An 18342-nucleotide genomic window follows, 5' to 3' on the forward strand; every position below is an offset into this window, starting at 1 on the left:
CCTGTAGGGGTACAGGGTGTAAGGTGAGGTCATGACCGGCATCCAGGAGACGCGGCCCGCACAGACCACCCGTTGGCACGTGGTGACGGGCGGTCCCAGCTCGGGCAAGACCACCACGGTCAACCTGCTGCGCGACCGCGGATACACGACGACGATCGAGCACGCCCGCCACTACATCGACCTGCAGCGGATCACCGGACGCAGCACCGAGGAGATCCGGGCCCGGCAGGGCGAGTTCCAGCGCGCCGTCGTCGAGATGCAGATCACGCAGGAGCGCTCCCTCGACCCGGGCGAGACGGTGTTCCTGGACCGCGCCCTGCCGGACTCGCTCGCCTACTACCGGTTCCTCGGCATCGACCCCGCCCCGGCCCTGCTCGACGCGCTGGCCGGCGCCCGGTACGCGACGGTGTTCCTGCTGGACCTGCTGCCGCTGGCGCCCGACTACGCGCGGACCGAGGACCCCGCCGCGCAGCGGCGCATCCACGACCTGCTCGGGCAGGTATACCGGGAGCTGGGGTTCCCCGTCGTCACCGTCCCCGCGCTCGCCCCCGACGCGCGAGTCGACCTCATCCTGCAGCGTGCGCTTGCCGACCGGTCGGCGGAGGGGAACGTGCGCTGATGACTGCGAACAGGAGCCGGTACCGGCAGATCGGGGCGGTGCTGCGCCGGCACGGGCTCGGTGTCCTGGCCGGGGTGCTGGGCCTGGGCGGCTGGGTGCCGTTCCACCGCGGCGCCCTCGGGCACGCCCGACAGGAGGACCCCTACACCAACCCCGAGCACGTGCGGGTCGCCCTCGAAGAGCTCGGGCCGACCTTCGTCAAGCTCGGCCAGATCCTCTCCACCCGCCACGACCTGCTCCCCGAGGCGTGGGTCGCCGAGTTCACCAAGCTGCAGGACAACGTCGCCTCGGCGCCGTGGGAGGGCATCCGGGATGTGCTCCGCGACGAGCTCGGCGCCGACCCGGAGCAGGTGTTCGCCCGGTTCGACCCGGTGCCGCTGGCGGCCGCGTCCATCGGGCAGGCGTACGCGGCGACCCTGCACGACGGCACCGAGGTCGTCGTGAAGGTGCGCCGGCCCGGGGTGGTCGCGCAGGTCCACGAGGACCTCGACATCCTCCGCAACCTCGCCGACCGCGCCGAACGGCGGTGGGACGCCGTCCGGCAGTACGACCTGCCCGGGCTGGTGGAGGAGTTCTCCCGCACGCTGCGCGGCGAGCTGGACTACCTCCAGGAAGCCCGCAACGCCGAACGATTCGCCGAGAACTTCGCCGCATCGACCCAGGTGCGCATCCCCCGCGTCTACGCGAACACCACGACCTCACGGGTGCTGACCCTGGAGCGGATGAGCGGGGTGCGCATCGACGACCTGGAGGGCCTGGACGCCGCCGGCATCGACCGGACGGCGCTCGCGCGGCTGGGCGCCGACCTCGTGCTCACGATGGTGTTCGACCACCGGTTCTTCCACGCCGACCCGCACCCCGGGAACATGTTCGTGCAGCCCGACGGCGCCCTCGCGCTGATCGACTTCGGGATGGTCGGCGAGCTCACCGAGCAGACCACCGACAACCTCGCCGGCATCGTGCTCGCCTTCACCCGCGACGACCCGGACGCCCTCACCACCGCCCTGACAGAGCTCTCCCGGACCACCGACATCGTCGACCGGGCTGGGCTCCGCCAGGCGATCACCGCGTTCACGGCCCGCTACCGGGGCCGTTCGCTGTCAGAGATCAGCCTCGCGACCATGCTCCAGCAGCTGCTCGGCATCCTGCAGCACCACCAGCTGCACCTCCCGCAGGAGACGGCGCTGCTGTTCAAAGTGCTCATGATGGCCGAAGGGACCGCCGCCGGCCTGGACCCGGACTTCCAGATGCTCGACGCCCTCCAGCCCTACGCCGAGCACCTCACCCGCGCCCAGCTGTCCCTCCCGGCCCTGGCCCGGCGATGGGCGCGCGCCGGAGCCGACACCGGGGCGCTGCTCACCGAACTGCCCGCCACCCTGCGCCGGCTCCGGCACCTCCTCGAAGACGGCGGGTTCGAGGTGCACCTGCGCGCGGCCGAGCTGGAACCCCTCGTCGGACGCGCCGAACGCGTCGGCAACCGTGTCGTCGCGGGAATGATCGCCGCCGCGCTGATCGGCGGGATCGGCACCCTCGTCGGCGGGAACACGAAATGGCGCTCCCGGGAGGGCGTCCTGATCGGCGCCGGGACCGGCACGATCGGCGCCCTCGGCGGCTACCTGCTGTGGACGCTGCGGCGGCGCCGGCCCCGGCCCCACCGCTGACCGCGCCTGGCCTCGAGAAACATCATGGAAGGAGACGAAGATGGACCGGATCAGAGTCGGCGTCAACGGGTACGGGGTGATCGGCAAGCGGGTCGCCGACGCCGTCCACGCCCAACCCGACATGCACCTGGTGGGCGTCGCGGACATCGTCACCGACTGGCGGATCCGATCCGCCGTCCCGCGGCTGCCCGTGTTCGCCGCGACACCCGACGCGCACACCGGCCTGGTGGACGCGGGCATCCGCCCCGCGGGCACCCTCGACGACCTCCTCGCGCAGAGCGACGTGATCGTCGACACGACACCCAAGCACGTCGCCGCCCGAAACCTGCCCCGCTACCAGGCGGCGGGAGTGAAGGCGATCGTGCAGGGCGGGGAAGCGCACGACACCACCGGGCACTCCTTCGTCGCCCAGGCCAACTACGCCACCGCGCTCGGCCGAGACCTGACCCGGGTGGTGTCCTGCAACACCACCAGCATCGTCCGCGTCCTCGGCGCGCTCGACGACGCCGGGCTGCTGCTGCGCGCCCGCGGGGTCCTCATCCGCCGCGCCACCGACCCGTGGGAATCGCACCTGGGCGGCATCATGAACACGATGGTCCCCGAACCGGTCATCCCCTCCCACCAGGGCCCCGACGCGAAGACCGTGCTCCCGGGCCTGGACGTGGTCACCATCGCCGCCAAAGGCGCGCACACCCAGACCCACAACCACTACTGGACCCTGCAGCTCACCCGCGAGGCATCCCGTGACGAGGTCCTCGACGCGCTGCGCGCCGCACCCCGGATCGCGTTCATCCGCATGTCCGACGGGCTGGTCGCCCTCAACTCCACGGTCGAGCTGATGCGCGACCTCGGCCGGCCCCGCGGGGACATGTGGGAGGTCGCGGTCTGGGAGGACCTCGTCACCGTCGACGGCGACGAGGCGTACCTCACCTACCAGGTGTGCAACGAGGCGATCGTCGTCCCCGAGACCGTCGACGCGATCCGCGCCCTCACCGGCACCGTCACCGACCCCGCCGCCTCCATCCGCCTCACCGACACGACCCTCGGCATGAGACAGGACTTCCTCACCCCGGAGCGGTCATGACCGGCCCGCACGCAGAACCGCCCCGCACACCACCTGCAGGACGCGTGTGGATGTGGGTGATCATCGCGCTGGCCGTCGCCGGGATCGTGATCTACCTGGTCGTCGACCACTGGACCCACCTCGCGGCCGCCGCCCCGTACGTCGGCATCATCGCGATCGCCGCCATGCACCTGTTCGGCCACCGCGGACACGGCGGGCACGACGGGCACGACGGCTCCGGACGACACCGTGAACAGCCCCGTCACGACCACACGGACCCGCCCGCCGACGACGCCGCATGAGCACGCCCACCGCGGCCGGCACCGAACGGCGGGCGCCGAGCCCGTGGCGGATGCTGTGGGTCACCTTCGCCTGGGGCTCGTGCTTCGTCGCGATCAGCGTCGGGCTACAGGACGCGCCGCTGCTGTGGCTCGCAGCCCTGCGCGCCCTCGTCGCCGGCGCTGCGCTGCTGGTCCTCACCGTCATCCGCCGCGCGCCCGTCCCCCGCGAGGTGCGCAGCTGGAAGCTGATCGGCGTGCTCGGCGTGGTGAACGTCGCGATCGCGTACGCGGCGATGTTCGGCGGCACCATCGGCCTGACCACCGGGGTCGCGTCCGTGCTGGCCAACATCCAGCCCGTCCTCATCCTGCTGCCCGCCTGGTGGCTCTACCGAGAACGCCCCTCCCTGCGGTCGGTGGCCGCGATGCTCGCCGGGCTCCTGCTCATCGTGCTGCCCGCCGGCGCCGGGACCGGGGCATGGCTGTCCCTCACTTCCGCCGCCGCCGTCACCGCCGGCACCCTCATCAGCCGTGCCGTGCGCGCCGACCCGTTCCTCGTCGCCGCCGTGCAGCTGCTGCTCGGCGGGGGGATCCTCCTGGTCGCCGCCGCGATCGTCGAAGGCCCCCCGGTCATCGACTGGACGCCGGGATTCGTCCTCTCCCTGCTGTGGATGTCTCTGGCCGGCACCGCCGCGACCACCGTCGCCTGGTACGCGGAGACGCAACGTTCCCGGCTCGACATCCTCACGACCTGGACAACCCTGCGCGAAGCATCAGTCGTCCCGAGGTGGACGAAGTGGACCCTCGTTCCCGCGCGCTCACCAAGGAGGAGGTCGACCTCGTTCTTCAGATGATCCCAGAGGGCGTCTACCGTCGCTACGCGGCCGCTCTCGCCTACACCGGAGGGCGTGCTGGTGAGGCCACCGCCGCACGGGTGGTCGACGTAGACCTCCCAGCGAGGGTGATCCGGGTGCGACGCAGCATATCTCCGGGGCGGCACGGCGAGCTCATCGAGCAGACCCCCAAGAGCCACAAATGGCGACCTGTGCCGATCGTCGATGACTTCGTGCCCTACGTCAAAGAGGCGATGGCCGGCAAGAAGCCACAGGAACGCCTGTTCGCCGGGAAGCGGGGAGGCAGACTCACGAACAAGACGTTCGTGCGCGCGGTGAACTGGCCGAAGATTCGCGAGGCGCTCCATCGCCCGGACTTCAAGGTCAAGGACCTGCGCCACACGTTCGCGACACTCCTGTTCGACGCCGGAGTGTCCGCCCCCGACGTGCAGCAAGCGATGGGGCACTCCAGCCTCCAGGTCACCGAGCTGTACAGCCGTTCCCGCGACAACGCCACCGCCGGTACCGGACGTCGGCTCAGCGCCTTCCTCCGTGGCTCGCGGACGCCTGGAAGCTCGCCGAGCACCCAAGACGCTCCCGCGAGATCAGACCCTCCCTCGCTCTGATCGACGGGGCCTTCAGACGGCCCTCATGTGGCACAGGATTGAGAACTTGTGGCACAGATGTGGCACACAGCCTCTGACGAGGGGTTCAGGCATCGGGCGGGCAAAGAAAAATCCCTGGGTGACCAGGGATTTAGATGGTGGCTCCGACCGGCATCGATCCGGTGACCTTTCGATTTTCAGTCGAACGCTCTACCAACTGAGCTACAGAGCCGCACGGTGAACGCATCGCCGTGTCCTAAACGAAAAGCCCTCCGAGAAGGGCTTGTCGCTCGGAGCGACCCTGACGGGACTTGAACCCGCGACCTCCGCCGTGACAGGGCGGCACGCTAACCAACTGCGCTACAGGGCCATGCTTATTCAGTTTTTACGTGACCCCAACGGGATTCGAACCCGTGCTACCGCCGTGAAAGGGCGGCGTCCTAGGCCGCTAAACGATGGGGCCGAGCGAACCTCAGGGGCTCACGCTTACCGACGGTCAAGCATACGCATTAGCCGACAAAATCGCCAATCGAGGGCGCGGCGACCCTGCGCGGGCCGATGAGGGGAGCATGCTTGGCTCGGCGCCCGGGCGCCCTCGGCGGACCCTGACCGTTGCGCGTGTGAAAGATGTTGCTTACTGTGGTTGATGTTATGGACTCGAGTCGGGGAGGGCTACGTGTCGGAAACGCCTGATGGCGTGCGCGGGCCGGCGAGCGCCGAGAGCCTCGCCTGCGAGCCCACCCGGAGCGCCTTCGGTGCCACGCGTCGCCCCGCACTCTCGCGTCGACGGATGCTGGGGCTCGGCGCCCTCGGCCTGATCGCCGTCGGCGCCGCGGCATCCGTCGCCGTCCCGATCCTGCCCGCGTTCGCGGCTGATTACCCGACGTGGGACGACGTCCAACGCGCGAAGGGCAACGAGGCGGCCAAGGCCGCCGAGGTCACCCGCATCCAGAACCTCATCCAGCAGCTCGCGGCCAACGTGGCGCGCACGCAGGCGGCCGCCGAGGCCGCGGCGGCCGAGTTCTTCGCCGCGGAGGAGGCCTTCTTCGCGGCCGCCGCGCGTGCCGACGACCTCCAGGCCCAGGCCGACGCCCAGGCCGCCGAGGCGGCCGCGGCATCCACCCGGGCCGGCCGGGTCGCCTCCCAGCTCTACCGCAGCGGCGGCGACGACACCTCTCTCGAGCTCTTCTTCTCCGGGTCGCCCGACGGTGCCGAAGACCTGCTGGGCAAGCTCGGCACGATGGACAAGGTGCTCGAGCGCAACCGCGAGACCTTCGCCGGCGCCGTCACCGCGCGCAACAACGCGCAGTCGCTCAGCGACCAGGCGGCCGTGGCCCGTGACGAGCGCGACCGCCTCAAGCAGGAGGCCGAGCAGAAGATGATCGCCTCGCAGGAGGCCGCGCTCGCCGCGCAGGCCGCCCTGGACGAGCAGGCGGAGTACATCGTCGTGCTCGAGGCGCAGCTCGCCGCGCTCCAGGACGCGACCGCCCAGACGGTCGCCGGCTACCAGGCCGGCGTCGAGGCGCGCCGCCGCGCGGAGGAGGAGGCCCGACGCCGCGCGGAGGAGGAGGCCCGACGCCGCGCCGCGGAGGCCGCGAGGCAGAACCAGAACAACGGGGGCGGCAACGCCAGCCCCCCGGGCCAGCCGAGCGGGTCGGGCTGGGCGCGTCCGTCGGGCGGTCGCGTGACGGGGCGCTACGGCAACCGCGCCCAGATCTGCACCCCGGGCTACGGGTGCACCGGCTACCACTACGGCACCGACATGGCCAGCGGCTGGGGCGGCGGGATCTTCGCCGCGGGATCCGGCCGCGTGACGTACGCCGGCTCGTACGGCCAGTTCGGCAACCAGATCCGCGTCGACCACGGCGGCGGCATCACCACGACGTACTCGCACTGCAGCTCGTTACTCGTCGGCTACGGGACGAATGTCTCGGCCGGCCAGCTCATCGCCCGCGAGGGCGACACGGGACTCGTGCAGGGCGCGCACCTGCACTTCGAGGTGCACCAGGGCAGCTCGCGCATCAACCCGGAGTCCTTCATGGCGGCCCGCGGCGTCGGCATCTGACGCCACCTCCGCCTGCGGCCGGAGACGACGAACGCCGAGGATCCCGCGGGGTGCCTCGGCGTTCGCTACGCGATGACGGTCAGAGCGTCGAGGGTGCTTCGCCCTCGCCCTGCGTGCGGGTCTGACCCTCGTGCTCGTCGAAGCGCTCGATCGACTCGGCGAGCAGGCGCTCCGCCTCGGCGGCATCCGCCCACTCGTCGACCTTGACCCACTTGCCGGGTTCGAGGTCCTTGTAGTGCTCGAAGAAATGACCGATCTCGTTCTTCGTGTGCTCGGGGATGTCCTGTACGTCCTGGATGTGGCTCCAGCGCGGGTCCTTCGCCAGCACGGCGACGAGCTTGTCGTCTCCGCCGGCCTCGTCGCTCATCTTCAGCACGCCGACGGGGCGCACCTTGACCATGACGCCCGGGTGCATGTCGTAGTCGAGCAGCACGAGCACGTCGAGCGGGTCGCCGTCCTCGCCCAGCGTGTTCTCGAAGAAGCCGTAGTTGGCGGGGTATCCGAACGCGGTGTACAGCACGCGGTCGAGGTAGACGCGGCCCGTGCCGTGGTCGACCTCGTACTTGATGCGGCTGCCGCGGGGGATCTCGATGACGGCGTCGTGGGCGCTCATGGTGCTCCTCGGTGCGGGCGTGGGTAGGTCGGCGGATGCCGCGGACCAGCCTAGTGCGGCCATCTCGGGCATCGCCGCCCGGCCGGGCCCATCCCCGTGCGCCTCCCCGCGGTAGCGTGAGCGGATGCCCGAACGAGAGCCCCTCGCGCCGGCCGTCGCCGCCACCCGGCTGGCGGTGCGGCGGGCGCTGGCCCCGTACGCCGGCGGCGCGGTCGTCGCGGGCGTCTCGGGAGGGGCGGACTCCCTCGCGCTGGCGGCCGCGCTCGCCTTCGAGGCGCCCGCGCTCGGCATCGCGGCCGTCTCCGTCACGGTCGACCACGGGCTGCAGGCCGGGTCGGATGCCGCCGCCCGCGATGCGGCGGAGGCGTGCCGGGCGATGGGGCTCGAGGCCCGCATCGCCCGTGTCGAGGTCGCCGGCCCCGGGGGGCCCGAGGCGGCCGCGCGCCGGGCCCGCCTCGACGCCCTGCGGGCGGCCGCGGCCCAGGTCGGCGCCCGGGCCGTCCTCCTCGCCCACACCCTCGACGACCAGGCGGAGACCGTGCTGCTCGGTCTCGCCCGCGGGTCGGGGGCGACGAGCCTCGCGGGGATGTCGCCCGCGCGGCGCGATCCCGACGGCCTCACGTGGCTGCGCCCGCTGCTGGGGCTCCGCCGAGGCGACACGGTCGCGGCGTGCGCGGCGCAGCACCTCGCGCCCTGGCAGGATCCGCACAACGCCGACGAGGCCTTCGCCCGGGTCCGAGTGCGCCGGAGCGTCCTTCCCCTGCTCGAGGCCGAGCTCGGCCCCGGCGTCGCGGAGGCGCTCGCGCGCACCGCCGACCAGCTGCGGGAGGACGACGAGGCGTTCCGGGACATGATCGACGAGACGATCGAGGACATCGTCGAGCACGCCGAGGCGGGCATCGCCGTGTCGGTTGCCGCGCTCGCGGCCAACCCGGCGGCGCTGCGCCACCGCGTCATCCGCCACGTCGTCGCGAGCGAGTTCGGCGTCTCGCTCACGCGCACACAGACCCTCGAGGTCGGCCGTCTCGTCACCGACTGGGCGGGGCAGGGCCCCATCGATCTGCCCGGATGCCGCGCGACGCGCTCCGGCGGCATGGTGGTGTTCGCGGCCCGCGCGTGAGCCCGCGCGTGAGGGGGATGCGGCGCGCCTAGACTCGATCCATGCGCGCCGCCGACATCGCCGACGACCTGACCGACGTCCTCGTCACCGAGGAGCAGATCGCCGCCAAGCTCGAGGAGCTGGCCGCACAGGTCGCCCACGACTACGAGGGCAAGGACCTCCTGCTCGTCGGGGTCCTCAAGGGGGCGGTCATGGTGATGGCCGATTTCTCCCGAGCCCTGCCGATGCTCGTGCCGATCGACTGGATGGCGGTTTCCTCGTACGGCACCGGTACGCGCTCGAGCGGCGTCGTGCAGATCCGCAAGGATCTCGACACCGATCTGCACGGCAAGCACGTGCTGATCATCGAGGACATCATCGACTCCGGCCTGACCCTCAGCTGGCTGCTCGAGAACTTCGCCTCCCGTGGTGCGGCGTCGGTCGAGGTGCTCGCCCTGCTGCGCAAGCCCGACGCGATGAAGGTGCACGTCGAGTGCCGCTACGTCGGCTTCGACATCCCGAGCGACTTCGTCGTCGGCTACGGGCTGGATTACGCCGAGAAGTACCGCAACCTCCGGGATGTCGCGGTGCTCGCGCCGCACGTCTACTCCTGACGCCGGCCCGCCCTCGTACGCCGTGGGCGAATGCACAGGTCACCCCTAGCGAGCCCGCGATACTCTGGGGCGACCGCCGTGGGCGGACCTGCGACGAAAGGGAACCGGGGCGACCCCCGCCACCATGGACTTCAAGAAGATCTCCCGCAACCCCCTGATCTACGTTCTGCTGATCGGGGTGCTGCTCATCGTGGGCTTCACGCTCATCTCGAGCCTCGGCGGCGCCCGGCAGATCTCGACGCAGGAGGGCCTCACCCTTCTCGCGGGCGACACCGTGACCGAGGTGGTCAACACCGACGGCGACCAGAGGGTGGACCTCACCCTGTCCGAGGCGTACGACGGCGCCACCGACGTGCAGTTCTACTACGTCTCGGCCCGCGCCGACGAGGTGGTCTCGGCGATCGATGCGGCCGACCCCGCCGACGGCTACAACGACGTGGTCCCCCAGCCCAGCTGGTTCGACGGGTTCCTGTCCCTCATGATCCCGCTCCTTCTCCTCGGCCTGCTGTTCTGGTTCCTCCTCTCCTCCGCGCAGGGCGGCGGGAGCAAGGTCATGCAGTTCGGCAAGTCCAAGGCCAAGCTCGTCTCCAAGGAGTCCCCGACCGTCACCTTCGCCGACGTCGCCGGCTCGGACGAGGCGATCGAGGAGCTCCAGGAGATCAAGGACTTCCTGAAGGACCCCTCCAAGTTCCAGGCCGTCGGCGCCCGGATCCCGAAGGGCGTGCTGCTGTACGGCCCTCCCGGAACGGGCAAGACGCTCCTCGCCCGCGCCGTCGCGGGGGAGGCGGGAGTGCCGTTCTACTCGATCTCGGGCTCGGACTTCGTGGAGATGTTCGTCGGCGTCGGCGCGAGCCGCGTGCGCGACCTCTTCACCCAGGCCAAGGAGAACTCGCCCGCCATCATCTTCATCGACGAGATCGACGCGGTCGGCCGTCACCGCGGCGCCGGCATGGGCGGCGGGCACGACGAGCGCGAGCAGACTCTCAACCAGATGCTCGTCGAGATGGACGGCTTCGACCCCAAGGTCAACGTCATCGTCATCGCCGCGACGAACCGTCCCGACATCCTCGACCCCGCCCTGCTGCGCCCGGGGCGCTTCGACCGGCAGATCGGCGTCGACGCTCCCGATCTCAAGGGACGTCAGCGCATCCTCGAGGTCCATGGCCGGGGCAAGCCGCTGGCCGACGGCGTCGATCTCGAGGTCGTGGCCCGCAAGACTCCCGGTTTCACGGGCGCAGACCTCGCGAACGTCCTCAACGAGGCCGCCCTGCTGACGGCGCGCTCCAACGCGCAGCTCATCGACAACCGGGCCCTCGACGAGGCGATCGACCGCGTGATGGCGGGGCCGCAGCGCCGTACCCGAGTCATGAAGGACAAGGAACGGCTGATCACGGCCTACCACGAGGGCGGCCACGCCCTCGCCGCGGCCGCGATGAACCACACCGACCCCGTCACGAAGATCACGATCCTGCCCCGCGGCAAGGCCCTCGGCTACACGATGGTGCTGCCGCTCGACGACAAGTACTCGATCACGCGCAACGAGCTGCAGGATCAGCTCACCTACGCGATGGGCGGGCGCGTCGCCGAGGAGATCGTCTTCCACGACCCGACCACCGGCGCCTCCAACGACATCGAGAAGGCCACCAACATCGCGCGCAAGATGGTCACCGAGTACGGCATGACGACGCAGGTCGGCCCCGTCAAGCTCGGCCAGAGCAGCGGCGAGGTGTTCATGGGGCGCGACATGGGCCACGGCCGGGAGTACTCCGAGACCGTCGCCGAGCGGGTCGACGTCGAGGTGCGCGCCCTCATCGAGCAGGCGCACGACGAGGCCTACCAGGTCCTCAACGACAACCGCGACATCCTGGACCGCCTCGCCCTCGAGCTGCTGGAGAAGGAGACGCTCGACCACCTCCAGCTCGAGGACCTCTTCAAGGACGTCAAGCGCCTCCCGCCGCGCCCGCAGTGGCTCTCGAGCGACAAGCGTCCCGTCTCGCAGCTGCCGCCCGTGAAGATCCCGCCGCAGAAGCTGCCCGAATCGGTCGCGGCCGACGTCGTCGCCGAGGAGGAGGTCGCGCATCGCGCCGAGCCGCACCGCCGGCCCTCCGGCCAGACGCGACCGGCCACCGCCTGACCGATGGCCGTCGACACACAGCGCGTCGAGGCGCTCGTGCGTGAACTGCTGATAGCGATCGGCGAGGATCCCGAGCGGCCCGGTTTGAAGCGTACGCCGCAGCGCGTCGCCGAGGCGTACGCGGAGTTCTTCGCCGGACTGGATCAGGATGCCGGCGAGCCGCTCTCGCATCCCATCTCCGTCTCTCGCGGGCCCGAGCCCGAGACCGTGCCCTCGGGCGCCGTCATGGTGCGCGACATCGCCTTCCGCTCGGTGTGCGAGCACCACCTGCTCCTGTTCCGCGGCGTCGCGCACATCGCGTACCTGCCGGGGGAGGATGTGGTCGGCCTCGGTGCGCTGCCGAAGGTCGTCGACATCCTCGCCGCCCGCCCGCAGGTGCAGGAGCGGCTGGGCGAGCAGATCGCCGACACGATCGAGCATGCGCTCGACGCACGCGGAGTGCTCGTCGTGCTCGATGCGCGCCACGGGTGCGTCACGATGCGCGGCGGCCGTCAGCCCGACGCCACGACCGTGACGATCGCGGCGCGCGGCGAGCTCGCGGAGCCGGCGGCCCGCGCGGAGCTGGTGGCCCTCATCGGCGGGACCCGCTCGTGACGACGCTCGTGATGGGCATCGTCAATGCGACGCCCGACTCGTTCAGCGACGGCGGCCGGTATCTCGATCCCGGCGCGGCGATCGCCCACGCCGAGCGGCTCGTGGCCGAGGGTGCCGCGATCATCGACGTCGGCGGCGAGTCCACGCGGCCGGGTGCCGAGCGCGTCGCCGTGGACGAGGAGCAGCGCCGCGTGCTGCCCGTCGTCTCCGGGCTCGCGGCCCGCGGCATCCGGGTGAGCATCGACACGATGAACGCGTCGACCGCCGTCGCGGCCGTGGATGCCGGGGCCCGGCTCGTCAACGACGTCTCGGGCGGGCTGGCGGATCCCGAGCTGCTCGCGGCCGTCGCCGGCACGGACGCCGAGATCGTGCTCGGCCACTGGCGGGGGCCCTCCGCGGCGATGTATGCCCGCGCCGAGTACACCGACGTCGCGGGCGAGGTCGCGCGCGAGCTCGCCGAGCGGATCCACGCGGCGGAGCGGGCGGGCATCGCGGCATCCCGGATCGTCGTTGATCCCGGCATCGGGTTCGGCAAGACGCCGGAGCAGAGCTGGGAGACCCTGCGCGGGCTCGACCGTGTGGTCTCGAGCGGACACCGGGTGCTCGTGGGGACGTCGCGCAAGCGATTCCTGACGCTCGCGCTCGGCGACGACCCCTCGGTGGAGCGGCGCGACGCCGCCACCGCGGTCACGAGCGTCCTCGCGGCGCGGGCCGGCGCGTGGGCGGTGCGCGTGCACGATGTCATCTCCACCCGCGACGCGCTCGCCGTCGCGGACGCCTGGGAGGGCGAATGAGCGACACCATCACCCTCACGGGGCTCCGGGTCTTCGGTCGCCACGGGGTCTACGACCACGAGCGCGCCGACGGGCAGGACTTCGTCATCGACGCGGTCTTCGAGCTCGACACCCGGCCCGCGGCATCCTCCGACGACGTCGTCGACACCATCCACTACGGCGAGGCCGCGCAGCAGATCGCCGAGATCGTCGCGGGCGAGCCGGTCGCCCTGCTGGAGACGCTCGCCGCCCGGATCGCGCGGGCCCTGCTGGCCGACGATCGGCTGGATGCCGTGACCGTCGTCGTGCACAAGCCCCAGGCGCCCATCCCCCTCAGCTTCGCCGACGTGTCGGTGTCGATCCGGCGCGAGAGGGGCGCCCGATGAGCCGGGGCCTCGCGCATCCCTTCGGCGCGCCCGAGACCGCCCCACTGCGCGCACCCGTCGTCGCGGTCGTCGCCCTGGGAAGCAACCTGGGCGATCGGCATGAGACGCTCGAGGACGCCGTGCGGGAGATCGCCCGGCTGCCGCTCGTCGACGACGTGCGGGTGGCGGACCCGATCGAGTCCGTCGCCGTGCGGGTCGGGGGCCCCGACGAGCAGGCGCCGGCGTACCTGAACTCCGTCGCGCTCGTCACGACGCGCCTGGCGCCGAGCGTGCTGCTGCAGATGCTCCACGGCATCGAGGCCGCGCACGGCCGGGAGCGACGGGTGCGCTGGGGTGATCGCACCCTCGATCTCGACCTCATCGCGTACGGCGACGTCGTCTCCGAGGATGCGGGACTGCGTCTGCCCCACCCCCGCGCGGCCGAGCGGGACTTCGTGCTGGCTCCGTGGCTCACCGTCGATCCCGACGCCGTGCTGCCCGGCCGCGGTCCCGTCCGCGACCTCCTGGCGGCGCTGCGCGAGCCCGACGCCCCGCGGGGATCGGCGTGAGGCGCACGAGTCCGCTTCTGCTGGCCGTCGCCGCCGTGCTCGGTGCGGGGTGCGGGTTCCTCGTCGACCAGGCGCTGACCGCCGCGGGGCGCCCGACCTTCACGCCGGCGACGATGCTGCCCATCCTGCTCGTCCTGCTGGGGGTCATCCTGATCCTGCTCGCGCTGCCGATCAGGCGGGCGATCCGATCCCGCGCCGTGCCCGCAGAGGCGGTGCAGGGCGCGCCGCCGCGGCCGGTCGACCCCTTCCGCGCGCTGCGGGTGGTCATCCTCGCCAAGGCGTCGAGCATCGTCGGGGCCGTCGTGGGGGGCGCCGGTGTCGGCCTGCTGGCCTTCCTGCTCTCGCGTCCGGTGCCTCCGCCGTTAGGCTCGACGGGAGCCGTCGTCGCGACGGTGGTCGCGGCCGCGATCCTCGTCGCCGCGGCCCTCGTCGCCGAGAACATGTGCATCATCCGGAAGGACGACGATGACGAACCCCCCGCCCCCGAGCTCGGGACCGGACACACCCACGACTGGTGAGACGGGTCGGGCGGATGCCGCGGCATCCGACCCGAACGAGGACGAGGTCCTCGCGCGGGGCACGTTCACGCGTCTCGCGGAACCGCGCGGCGCGGCGCGCCTCGCCCCCGACGACGGGTCGTGGCACCAGATCTCGCCGAAGTACGTCTGGGTGCAGGTCATCTCCACGGGGGCGTTCCTCGCCGTCGTGGTGGTCGGAATGCTCGTGCTCGCGCTCGCACTGCACCAGACGTGGGCGTTCATCCCCGGCGGCATCCTGTCGGTGATCCTCGTGTGGACGCTGGCGATCACCCCGCGGCAGGCCCGGTCGATCGGGTACCGGCTGCGCCGCGACGACCTCGTCTTCCGGCGAGGCATCCTGTGGCAACGGCTCGTGGCCGTGCCGTACGGGCGGATGCAGCTGGTCGACATCACGCACGGTCCGCTCGATCGCGGCTTCGGGATCGCCCAGCTAAAGCTCGTGACCGCCGCGGCCGCCACGGGAGTGACGATCCCGGGCCTTGCGCAGGAGACCGCCGAGCACCTGCGCGATGTGCTGATCGAGGTGGCGGAGTCGCGGCGGACCGGGCTGTGACCGGCCCGCAGCCGGACGGCGAGTCCCGCGTACGCCCCCCGGCACCGGTCCACGCCGTGCCGGAGGACGTGGATGCCGCCGCCCGACGCTCCCAGGAGACGCTCTCCCGGGAGAGCCGCAGCGATCTGAGCGACGGGCAGTGGCACCGGCTGCACCCCCTGACGCCCCTCTTCCGCGGGGGCCTCTTCCTCGTCGTGGTGATCGGCATCGTCCTGGCGAACATGCGCGACCGGCTGGTGGCGATCTTCCTGCCCTGGCTGATCCCCGACCTTCCGGACGGCGTCTCCTCGGGCGATCCCGTCGACTGGGTGATCGAGGAGGGCCTGCTGGCCCTCGCGACGGTCGTGGTGCTGGCGGCGCTCGTCGTCATCGTGGGCGGTTTCTATCTCTCGTGGCGGTTCCACACCTTCCGCATCACCGACGACGACGTCGAGGTGCGCCAGGGCATCCTCTTCCGATCCCAGCGCCGCGCGCCGCTGGATCGGGTGCAGGGGGTGAACCTCACGCGCCCCCTCGTCGCGCGGCTGGCGGGGCTCGCAAAGCTCGAGGTCGTCGGAGCCGGAACCGACGCGAACGTCAAGCTCGAATACCTCACGACCGCGAACGCGGAGCGCGTGCGCGCAGACATCCTCCGTCTCGCCTCGGGGCGGCGGCTGGCCGAGCGCGTGGAGGAGGCGCGCTCGCCGTCGCGCGCCTCGGCGGTGTCGGCCGCCGTCTCGGAGGGCATCACGGGACTGATCGCGGGTGCGGAGGGCCCCGACGAGGAGCCCGAGAGCGTCGTGCACATCCCGACCGGCCGGCTCGTCGCCTCGCAGGTGCTGGGCGGCGGCACTCTCTGGCTGCTGCTGCTGATCATCGCGATGATCGTCGGCGGCGTCGTCGGCTCGCCGTGGGTGCTCATCGGCATCGTCCCGGCGGTGCTGGGTATCGGCGCCTACGGGGTCTCGCAGATCGTCAAGAGCCTCCGGTACTCGATCGCGCCCACTCGAGACGGACTGCGCGTGACCTTCGGGCTCTTCACGACCGTGACGGAGATCATCCCGCCCGGACGCGTGCACGCGGTCGAGGTGCGGCAGTCGATCTTCTGGCGGCCGTTCGGCTGGTGGACGATCAAGATCAACCGGCTGACGGGCAAGAGCCTCTCCGACACGTCGACCGATCAGTTCACGACGGTCCTCCCGGTGGGGCTGCGCGGCGACGTCGAGCGGGTGCTGCGGCTCCTGCTCCCCGACGTCCCCGAGGGGGAGTGGGGCGTCGCCTTCGAGCACGGGGTCCTCGGCCCCCGCGACGCGGATCCCTTCGTCAACACGCCTCCGCGCGGCTGGTGGGTGCGACCCCTGTCCTGGCGGCGCAACGGATACCTCATCACCCCCGACGCCCTCCTCGTGCGCAGGGGGTGGATCTGGCGCTCCCTCGCGCTCTATCCCTTCGCGCGCCTGCAGAGCGTCGCGCTGCACCAGGGGCCGCTCGATCGTGCGGCGAGGCTCGCGACGCTGCGCCCCCACACCGTCGCGGGGCCCGTCTACGGGAACCTCGCCGCCGTCGACCGGGAGGGGGCCGACGCGCTCTTCGCGCAGGTCGCGGAGCGCGCCTGCGAAGCCTCCCGCGCCGACCGCAGCCACCGATGGGCCGTCGCGGCTCCGGCCGTGGCGACGCCCGCCGAGCCCCGGACCGCTCACGCCGACGCGCGGGGCCGCGCCGACGAGGGCGATGGCCGGATCGGGGGCGGATCGTGATGCGCAGCGGCCGCCTCGGTGTCGGCGTCATCGGCGCCGGGCGCGTGGGGCCCGTGGTGGCCGCGGCCCTCGGCGCCGCGGGTCACGCCCTGACCGGCATCACGGCGGGGTCCGACCCCGACCGCACCGAGGCGATCCTGCCCGGCGTGCCGGTGCTGGATGCCGCGGAGGTCGCGCGGCGCAGCGAGCTCGTCGTGCTGGCCGTCCCGGGATCGGAGATCCCCGCCCTCGTCGAGGGCCTCGCCGCGGTCGGCGCCTGGCAGCCCGGTCAGCTCGTGCTGCACACGCACGCCGCGTTCGGCACGGACGTGCTGCGGCCGGCGGCCGAGAAGGGGGCCATCCCCCTCGCCGTCCACCCGGCCATCACCTTCACCGGCACGAGCATCGACCTCCGCCAGCTCAACGGCGGGTACGCGGCGGTCACGGCACCGGCTCCCGTGCTGCCGATCGCGCAGGCGCTCGCGGTCGAGCTGGGATGCGAGCCGGTCGTCATCACCGAAGGCGACCGCGCCGCATACGGCGAGGCGATCGCGACGGCCACGGAGTTCTCCCGCGAGATCGTCCGGCAGTCGACCGCGCTGCTGGCCGGGGTCGGCGTCGAGAGCCCCGGGATGTTCCTGTCGGCGCTCGTGCGATCCAGCGTCGATCATGCCCTCAGCGCGGCCTTCGACGCCCCCTGGAGCGACCCGGGGCCGACCTCCCCGGGCGATAGCATCCAAGGATGATCCGCACCATCGAGGGGCTGCGCACCCGACTGGCGGAAGCCAGAGCCGCAGCCCGCCCGACCGCGGCATCCGCCCTTTCCCCGGCGGAGCCGACGGTCGCCCTCATCTCCACCATCGGCGCGCTGCACGAGGGGCACGAAGACCTCATCCGGCTCGCCCGCGACCGGGCGGACATCGTCGTGGTGTCGGTGTTCGTGAATCCTCTGCGCTTCGCCACCACCGCCGAGTTCGAGGCGTATCCGCGCACACCCGAGGCGGATGCCGCGCTGCTGGCCGGTCTCGGGGTCGACATCGTCTTCGCGCCCGACCCCGCGGAGCTGCTTCCCCGCGGCGCCGAGACGACGCGCGTCACCGCCGGAGATCTGGGCCTGCGGTACGAGGGTCGCTCGCGACCCCGCTATTTCGACGCTCTCCTGACGGTCGAGGCGAAGCTGATGCAGCTCGTGCAGCCCGACATCGCGGTGTACGGGCGCCGCGACCGGCAGCGGGTGTTCCTCGTGGAGCGGATGGTGTCGGATCTGTTCTTCGGCGTCGAGGTGCTGAGCGTCGACACCGTACGCGGGGAGGACGGCCTGCCCGTCTCGACGCGGGTGGGCATGCTCGAGCCGCGGGATCTCGCCGCGGCGACGCGGCTTCCCCGCGCTCTCGAGGCCGCGGCATCCAACGCCGATCGCGGAGTCGATGCGTGCATCGCCGCGGCGCAGTCCTCGCTGATGGGCGAGGAGCGCATCCGCCTCGACTATCTCGTCGTCGTCGACCCGCGAACGTTCCTGCCGGTGGACGAGGGCCATCGCGGGCCCGCGGTCGCGCTCATCGCCGCCACGGTCGCGGGGCACCGCTTCATCGACAACACCGAGATCTACATCGGCTGACGGCGGGGGCAAAAACGGGCCGCCGGTAGACT

The 18342-nt window shown here is 71.9% G+C and carries 20 protein-coding genes and 3 tRNA genes; 19 read left to right on the forward strand and 4 right to left on the reverse strand.

Features of this window, described 5'->3' with window-relative positions; translation table 11 throughout:
* Positions 1 to 31 precede the first annotated feature (31 nt).
* The 6 genes from RYJ27_RS01045 to RYJ27_RS01070 are packed head-to-tail and all read left to right on the forward strand — an operon-like array spanning position 32 to position 5080.
* Positions 32 to 619 carry an AAA family ATPase gene (locus RYJ27_RS01045; RefSeq protein WP_330170956.1) on the forward strand — a complete coding sequence of 196 codons (588 nt, stop codon included), beginning with the start codon at positions 32 to 34 and terminating at the stop codon, positions 617 to 619.
* Positions 619 to 2280 carry an ABC1 kinase family protein gene (locus RYJ27_RS01050; RefSeq protein ID WP_330170957.1) on the forward strand — a complete coding sequence of 554 codons (1662 nt, stop codon included), beginning with the start codon at positions 619 to 621 and terminating at the stop codon, positions 2278 to 2280. Before RYJ27_RS01045 ends, RYJ27_RS01050 begins: the two co-directional genes overlap by 1 nt.
* Positions 2281 to 2320: 40 nt before the next feature.
* Positions 2321 to 3364: a type II glyceraldehyde-3-phosphate dehydrogenase gene (locus RYJ27_RS01055; protein WP_330170958.1), complete on the forward strand. Its 1044-nt coding sequence runs from the start codon at positions 2321 to 2323 to the stop codon at positions 3362 to 3364.
* Positions 3361 to 3645, forward strand: a complete 285-nt coding sequence (locus RYJ27_RS01060; protein WP_330170959.1) for a DUF2933 domain-containing protein — start codon at positions 3361 to 3363, stop codon at positions 3643 to 3645. The genes RYJ27_RS01055 and RYJ27_RS01060 overlap by 4 nt, the downstream gene beginning before the upstream one ends.
* Positions 3642 to 4475 carry a DMT family transporter gene (locus RYJ27_RS01065; protein WP_330170960.1) on the forward strand — a complete coding sequence of 278 codons (834 nt, stop codon included), beginning with the start codon at positions 3642 to 3644 and terminating at the stop codon, positions 4473 to 4475. Before RYJ27_RS01060 ends, RYJ27_RS01065 begins: the two co-directional genes overlap by 4 nt.
* A complete protein-coding gene (locus tag RYJ27_RS01070) occupies positions 4418 to 5080 on the forward strand; it encodes a tyrosine-type recombinase/integrase (RefSeq protein ID WP_330170961.1) in 663 nt (220 codons plus the stop codon). Before RYJ27_RS01065 ends, RYJ27_RS01070 begins: the two co-directional genes overlap by 58 nt.
* 135 nt (positions 5081 to 5215) lie before the next feature.
* Here the strand turns inward: RYJ27_RS01070 and RYJ27_RS01075 are convergent.
* From RYJ27_RS01075 to RYJ27_RS01085, 3 genes are all read right to left on the reverse strand, one after another.
* Positions 5216 to 5291: transfer RNA gene (locus RYJ27_RS01075), tRNA-Phe, on the reverse strand.
* Positions 5292 to 5355: 64 nt separating this feature from the next.
* Positions 5356 to 5429: transfer RNA gene (locus RYJ27_RS01080), tRNA-Asp, on the reverse strand.
* Positions 5430 to 5449: 20 nt separating this feature from the next.
* Positions 5450 to 5522: transfer RNA gene (locus tag RYJ27_RS01085), tRNA-Glu, on the reverse strand.
* 213 nt (positions 5523 to 5735) lie between these two features.
* Here RYJ27_RS01085 and RYJ27_RS01090 point away from each other — a divergent pair.
* The gene (locus RYJ27_RS01090; protein ID WP_330170962.1) at positions 5736 to 7124 is read left to right on the forward strand and encodes a M23 family metallopeptidase; all 1389 of its coding nucleotides are present in this window, start codon (positions 5736 to 5738) and stop codon (positions 7122 to 7124) included.
* 79 nt (positions 7125 to 7203) lie between these two features.
* Here the strand turns inward: RYJ27_RS01090 and ppa are convergent, their stop codons facing one another.
* Complete coding sequence (gene ppa / locus RYJ27_RS01095; protein ID WP_330170963.1) at positions 7204 to 7737, reverse strand: inorganic diphosphatase; 534 nt, start codon at positions 7735 to 7737, stop codon at positions 7204 to 7206.
* Between the two features lie 124 nt (positions 7738 to 7861).
* Between ppa and tilS the strand changes: the two genes are divergently transcribed.
* The 12 genes from tilS (at position 7862) to panC (ending at position 18310) form a co-directional block, all read left to right on the forward strand.
* Positions 7862 to 8857 carry a tRNA lysidine(34) synthetase TilS gene (gene tilS, locus RYJ27_RS01100; RefSeq protein WP_330170964.1) on the forward strand — a complete coding sequence of 332 codons (996 nt, stop codon included), beginning with the start codon at positions 7862 to 7864 and terminating at the stop codon, positions 8855 to 8857.
* 41 nt (positions 8858 to 8898) lie between these two features.
* Positions 8899 to 9450, forward strand: a complete 552-nt coding sequence (gene hpt, locus RYJ27_RS01105) for a hypoxanthine phosphoribosyltransferase (protein WP_330170965.1) — start codon at positions 8899 to 8901, stop codon at positions 9448 to 9450.
* Between the two features lie 124 nt (positions 9451 to 9574).
* Positions 9575 to 11584 carry an ATP-dependent zinc metalloprotease FtsH gene (gene ftsH, locus RYJ27_RS01110; RefSeq protein WP_330170966.1) on the forward strand — a complete coding sequence of 670 codons (2010 nt, stop codon included), beginning with the start codon at positions 9575 to 9577 and terminating at the stop codon, positions 11582 to 11584.
* Between the two features lie 3 nt (positions 11585 to 11587).
* Entirely contained in the window at positions 11588 to 12178 is a 591-nt protein-coding gene (folE, locus tag RYJ27_RS01115; protein WP_330170967.1) for a GTP cyclohydrolase I, read from the forward strand.
* Positions 12179 to 12189: 11 nt separating this feature from the next.
* Positions 12190 to 12972: a dihydropteroate synthase gene (gene folP, locus RYJ27_RS01120; RefSeq protein ID WP_330172079.1), complete on the forward strand. Its 783-nt coding sequence runs from the start codon at positions 12190 to 12192 to the stop codon at positions 12970 to 12972.
* A complete protein-coding gene (gene folB / locus RYJ27_RS01125; RefSeq protein ID WP_330170968.1) occupies positions 12969 to 13337 on the forward strand; it encodes a dihydroneopterin aldolase in 369 nt (122 codons plus the stop codon). The genes folP and folB overlap by 4 nt, the downstream gene beginning before the upstream one ends.
* Positions 13334 to 13885, forward strand: coding sequence for a 2-amino-4-hydroxy-6-hydroxymethyldihydropteridine diphosphokinase (gene folK / locus RYJ27_RS01130; RefSeq protein WP_330170969.1), 552 nt, complete (start codon positions 13334 to 13336; stop codon positions 13883 to 13885). The genes folB and folK overlap by 4 nt, the downstream gene beginning before the upstream one ends.
* On the forward strand, positions 13882 to 14403 hold the full coding sequence (locus RYJ27_RS01135; RefSeq protein ID WP_330170970.1) for a DUF3180 family protein: 522 nt from the start codon (positions 13882 to 13884) through the stop codon (positions 14401 to 14403). The genes folK and RYJ27_RS01135 overlap by 4 nt, the downstream gene beginning before the upstream one ends.
* Complete coding sequence (locus tag RYJ27_RS01140; protein ID WP_422732849.1) at positions 14351 to 14977, forward strand: PH domain-containing protein; 627 nt, start codon at positions 14351 to 14353, stop codon at positions 14975 to 14977. The genes RYJ27_RS01135 and RYJ27_RS01140 overlap by 53 nt, the downstream gene beginning before the upstream one ends.
* On the forward strand, positions 14974 to 16713 hold the full coding sequence (locus RYJ27_RS01145; protein WP_330170971.1) for a PH domain-containing protein: 1740 nt from the start codon (positions 14974 to 14976) through the stop codon (positions 16711 to 16713). Before RYJ27_RS01140 ends, RYJ27_RS01145 begins: the two co-directional genes overlap by 4 nt.
* Positions 16713 to 17438: a DUF2520 domain-containing protein gene (locus RYJ27_RS01150; RefSeq protein ID WP_422732898.1), complete on the forward strand. Its 726-nt coding sequence runs from the start codon at positions 16713 to 16715 to the stop codon at positions 17436 to 17438. Before RYJ27_RS01145 ends, RYJ27_RS01150 begins: the two co-directional genes overlap by 1 nt.
* Complete coding sequence (panC, locus tag RYJ27_RS01155) at positions 17435 to 18310, forward strand: pantoate--beta-alanine ligase (protein WP_330170973.1); 876 nt, start codon at positions 17435 to 17437, stop codon at positions 18308 to 18310. The genes RYJ27_RS01150 and panC overlap by 4 nt, the downstream gene beginning before the upstream one ends.
* Positions 18311 to 18342: the final 32 nt, after the last annotated feature.

The organism is Microbacterium limosum (assembly GCF_036324365.1).
GTDB lineage: Bacteria > Actinomycetota > Actinomycetes > Actinomycetales > Microbacteriaceae > Microbacterium > Microbacterium limosum.

Bases quoted from the DNA above. Each gene is read 5' to 3' on its own strand.
- RYJ27_RS01045 (WP_330170956.1), top strand. From the start codon at position 32: ATGACCGGCATCCAGGAGACGCGGCCCGCACAGACCACCCGTTGGCAC.
- RYJ27_RS01050 (WP_330170957.1), top strand. From the start codon at position 619: ATGACTGCGAACAGGAGCCGGTACCGGCAGATCGGGGCGGTGCTGCGC.
- RYJ27_RS01055 (WP_330170958.1), top strand. From the start codon at position 2,321: ATGGACCGGATCAGAGTCGGCGTCAACGGGTACGGGGTGATCGGCAAG.
- RYJ27_RS01060 (WP_330170959.1), top strand. From the start codon at position 3,361: ATGACCGGCCCGCACGCAGAACCGCCCCGCACACCACCTGCAGGACGC.
- RYJ27_RS01065 (WP_330170960.1), top strand. From the start codon at position 3,642: ATGAGCACGCCCACCGCGGCCGGCACCGAACGGCGGGCGCCGAGCCCG.
- ppa (WP_330170963.1), bottom strand. From the start codon at position 7,737: ATGAGCGCCCACGACGCCGTCATCGAGATCCCCCGCGGCAGCCGCATC.
- tilS (WP_330170964.1), top strand. From the start codon at position 7,862: ATGCCCGAACGAGAGCCCCTCGCGCCGGCCGTCGCCGCCACCCGGCTG.
- hpt (WP_330170965.1), top strand. From the start codon at position 8,899: ATGCGCGCCGCCGACATCGCCGACGACCTGACCGACGTCCTCGTCACC.
- ftsH (WP_330170966.1), top strand. From the start codon at position 9,575: ATGGACTTCAAGAAGATCTCCCGCAACCCCCTGATCTACGTTCTGCTG.
- folE (WP_330170967.1), top strand. From the start codon at position 11,588: ATGGCCGTCGACACACAGCGCGTCGAGGCGCTCGTGCGTGAACTGCTG.
- folP (WP_330172079.1), top strand. From the start codon at position 12,190: ATGGGCATCGTCAATGCGACGCCCGACTCGTTCAGCGACGGCGGCCGG.
- folB (WP_330170968.1), top strand. From the start codon at position 12,969: ATGAGCGACACCATCACCCTCACGGGGCTCCGGGTCTTCGGTCGCCAC.
- folK (WP_330170969.1), top strand. From the start codon at position 13,334: ATGAGCCGGGGCCTCGCGCATCCCTTCGGCGCGCCCGAGACCGCCCCA.
- RYJ27_RS01140 (WP_422732849.1), top strand. From the start codon at position 14,351: ATGACGAACCCCCCGCCCCCGAGCTCGGGACCGGACACACCCACGACT.
- RYJ27_RS01150 (WP_422732898.1), top strand. From the start codon at position 16,713: ATGCGCAGCGGCCGCCTCGGTGTCGGCGTCATCGGCGCCGGGCGCGTG.
- panC (WP_330170973.1), top strand. From the start codon at position 17,435: ATGATCCGCACCATCGAGGGGCTGCGCACCCGACTGGCGGAAGCCAGA.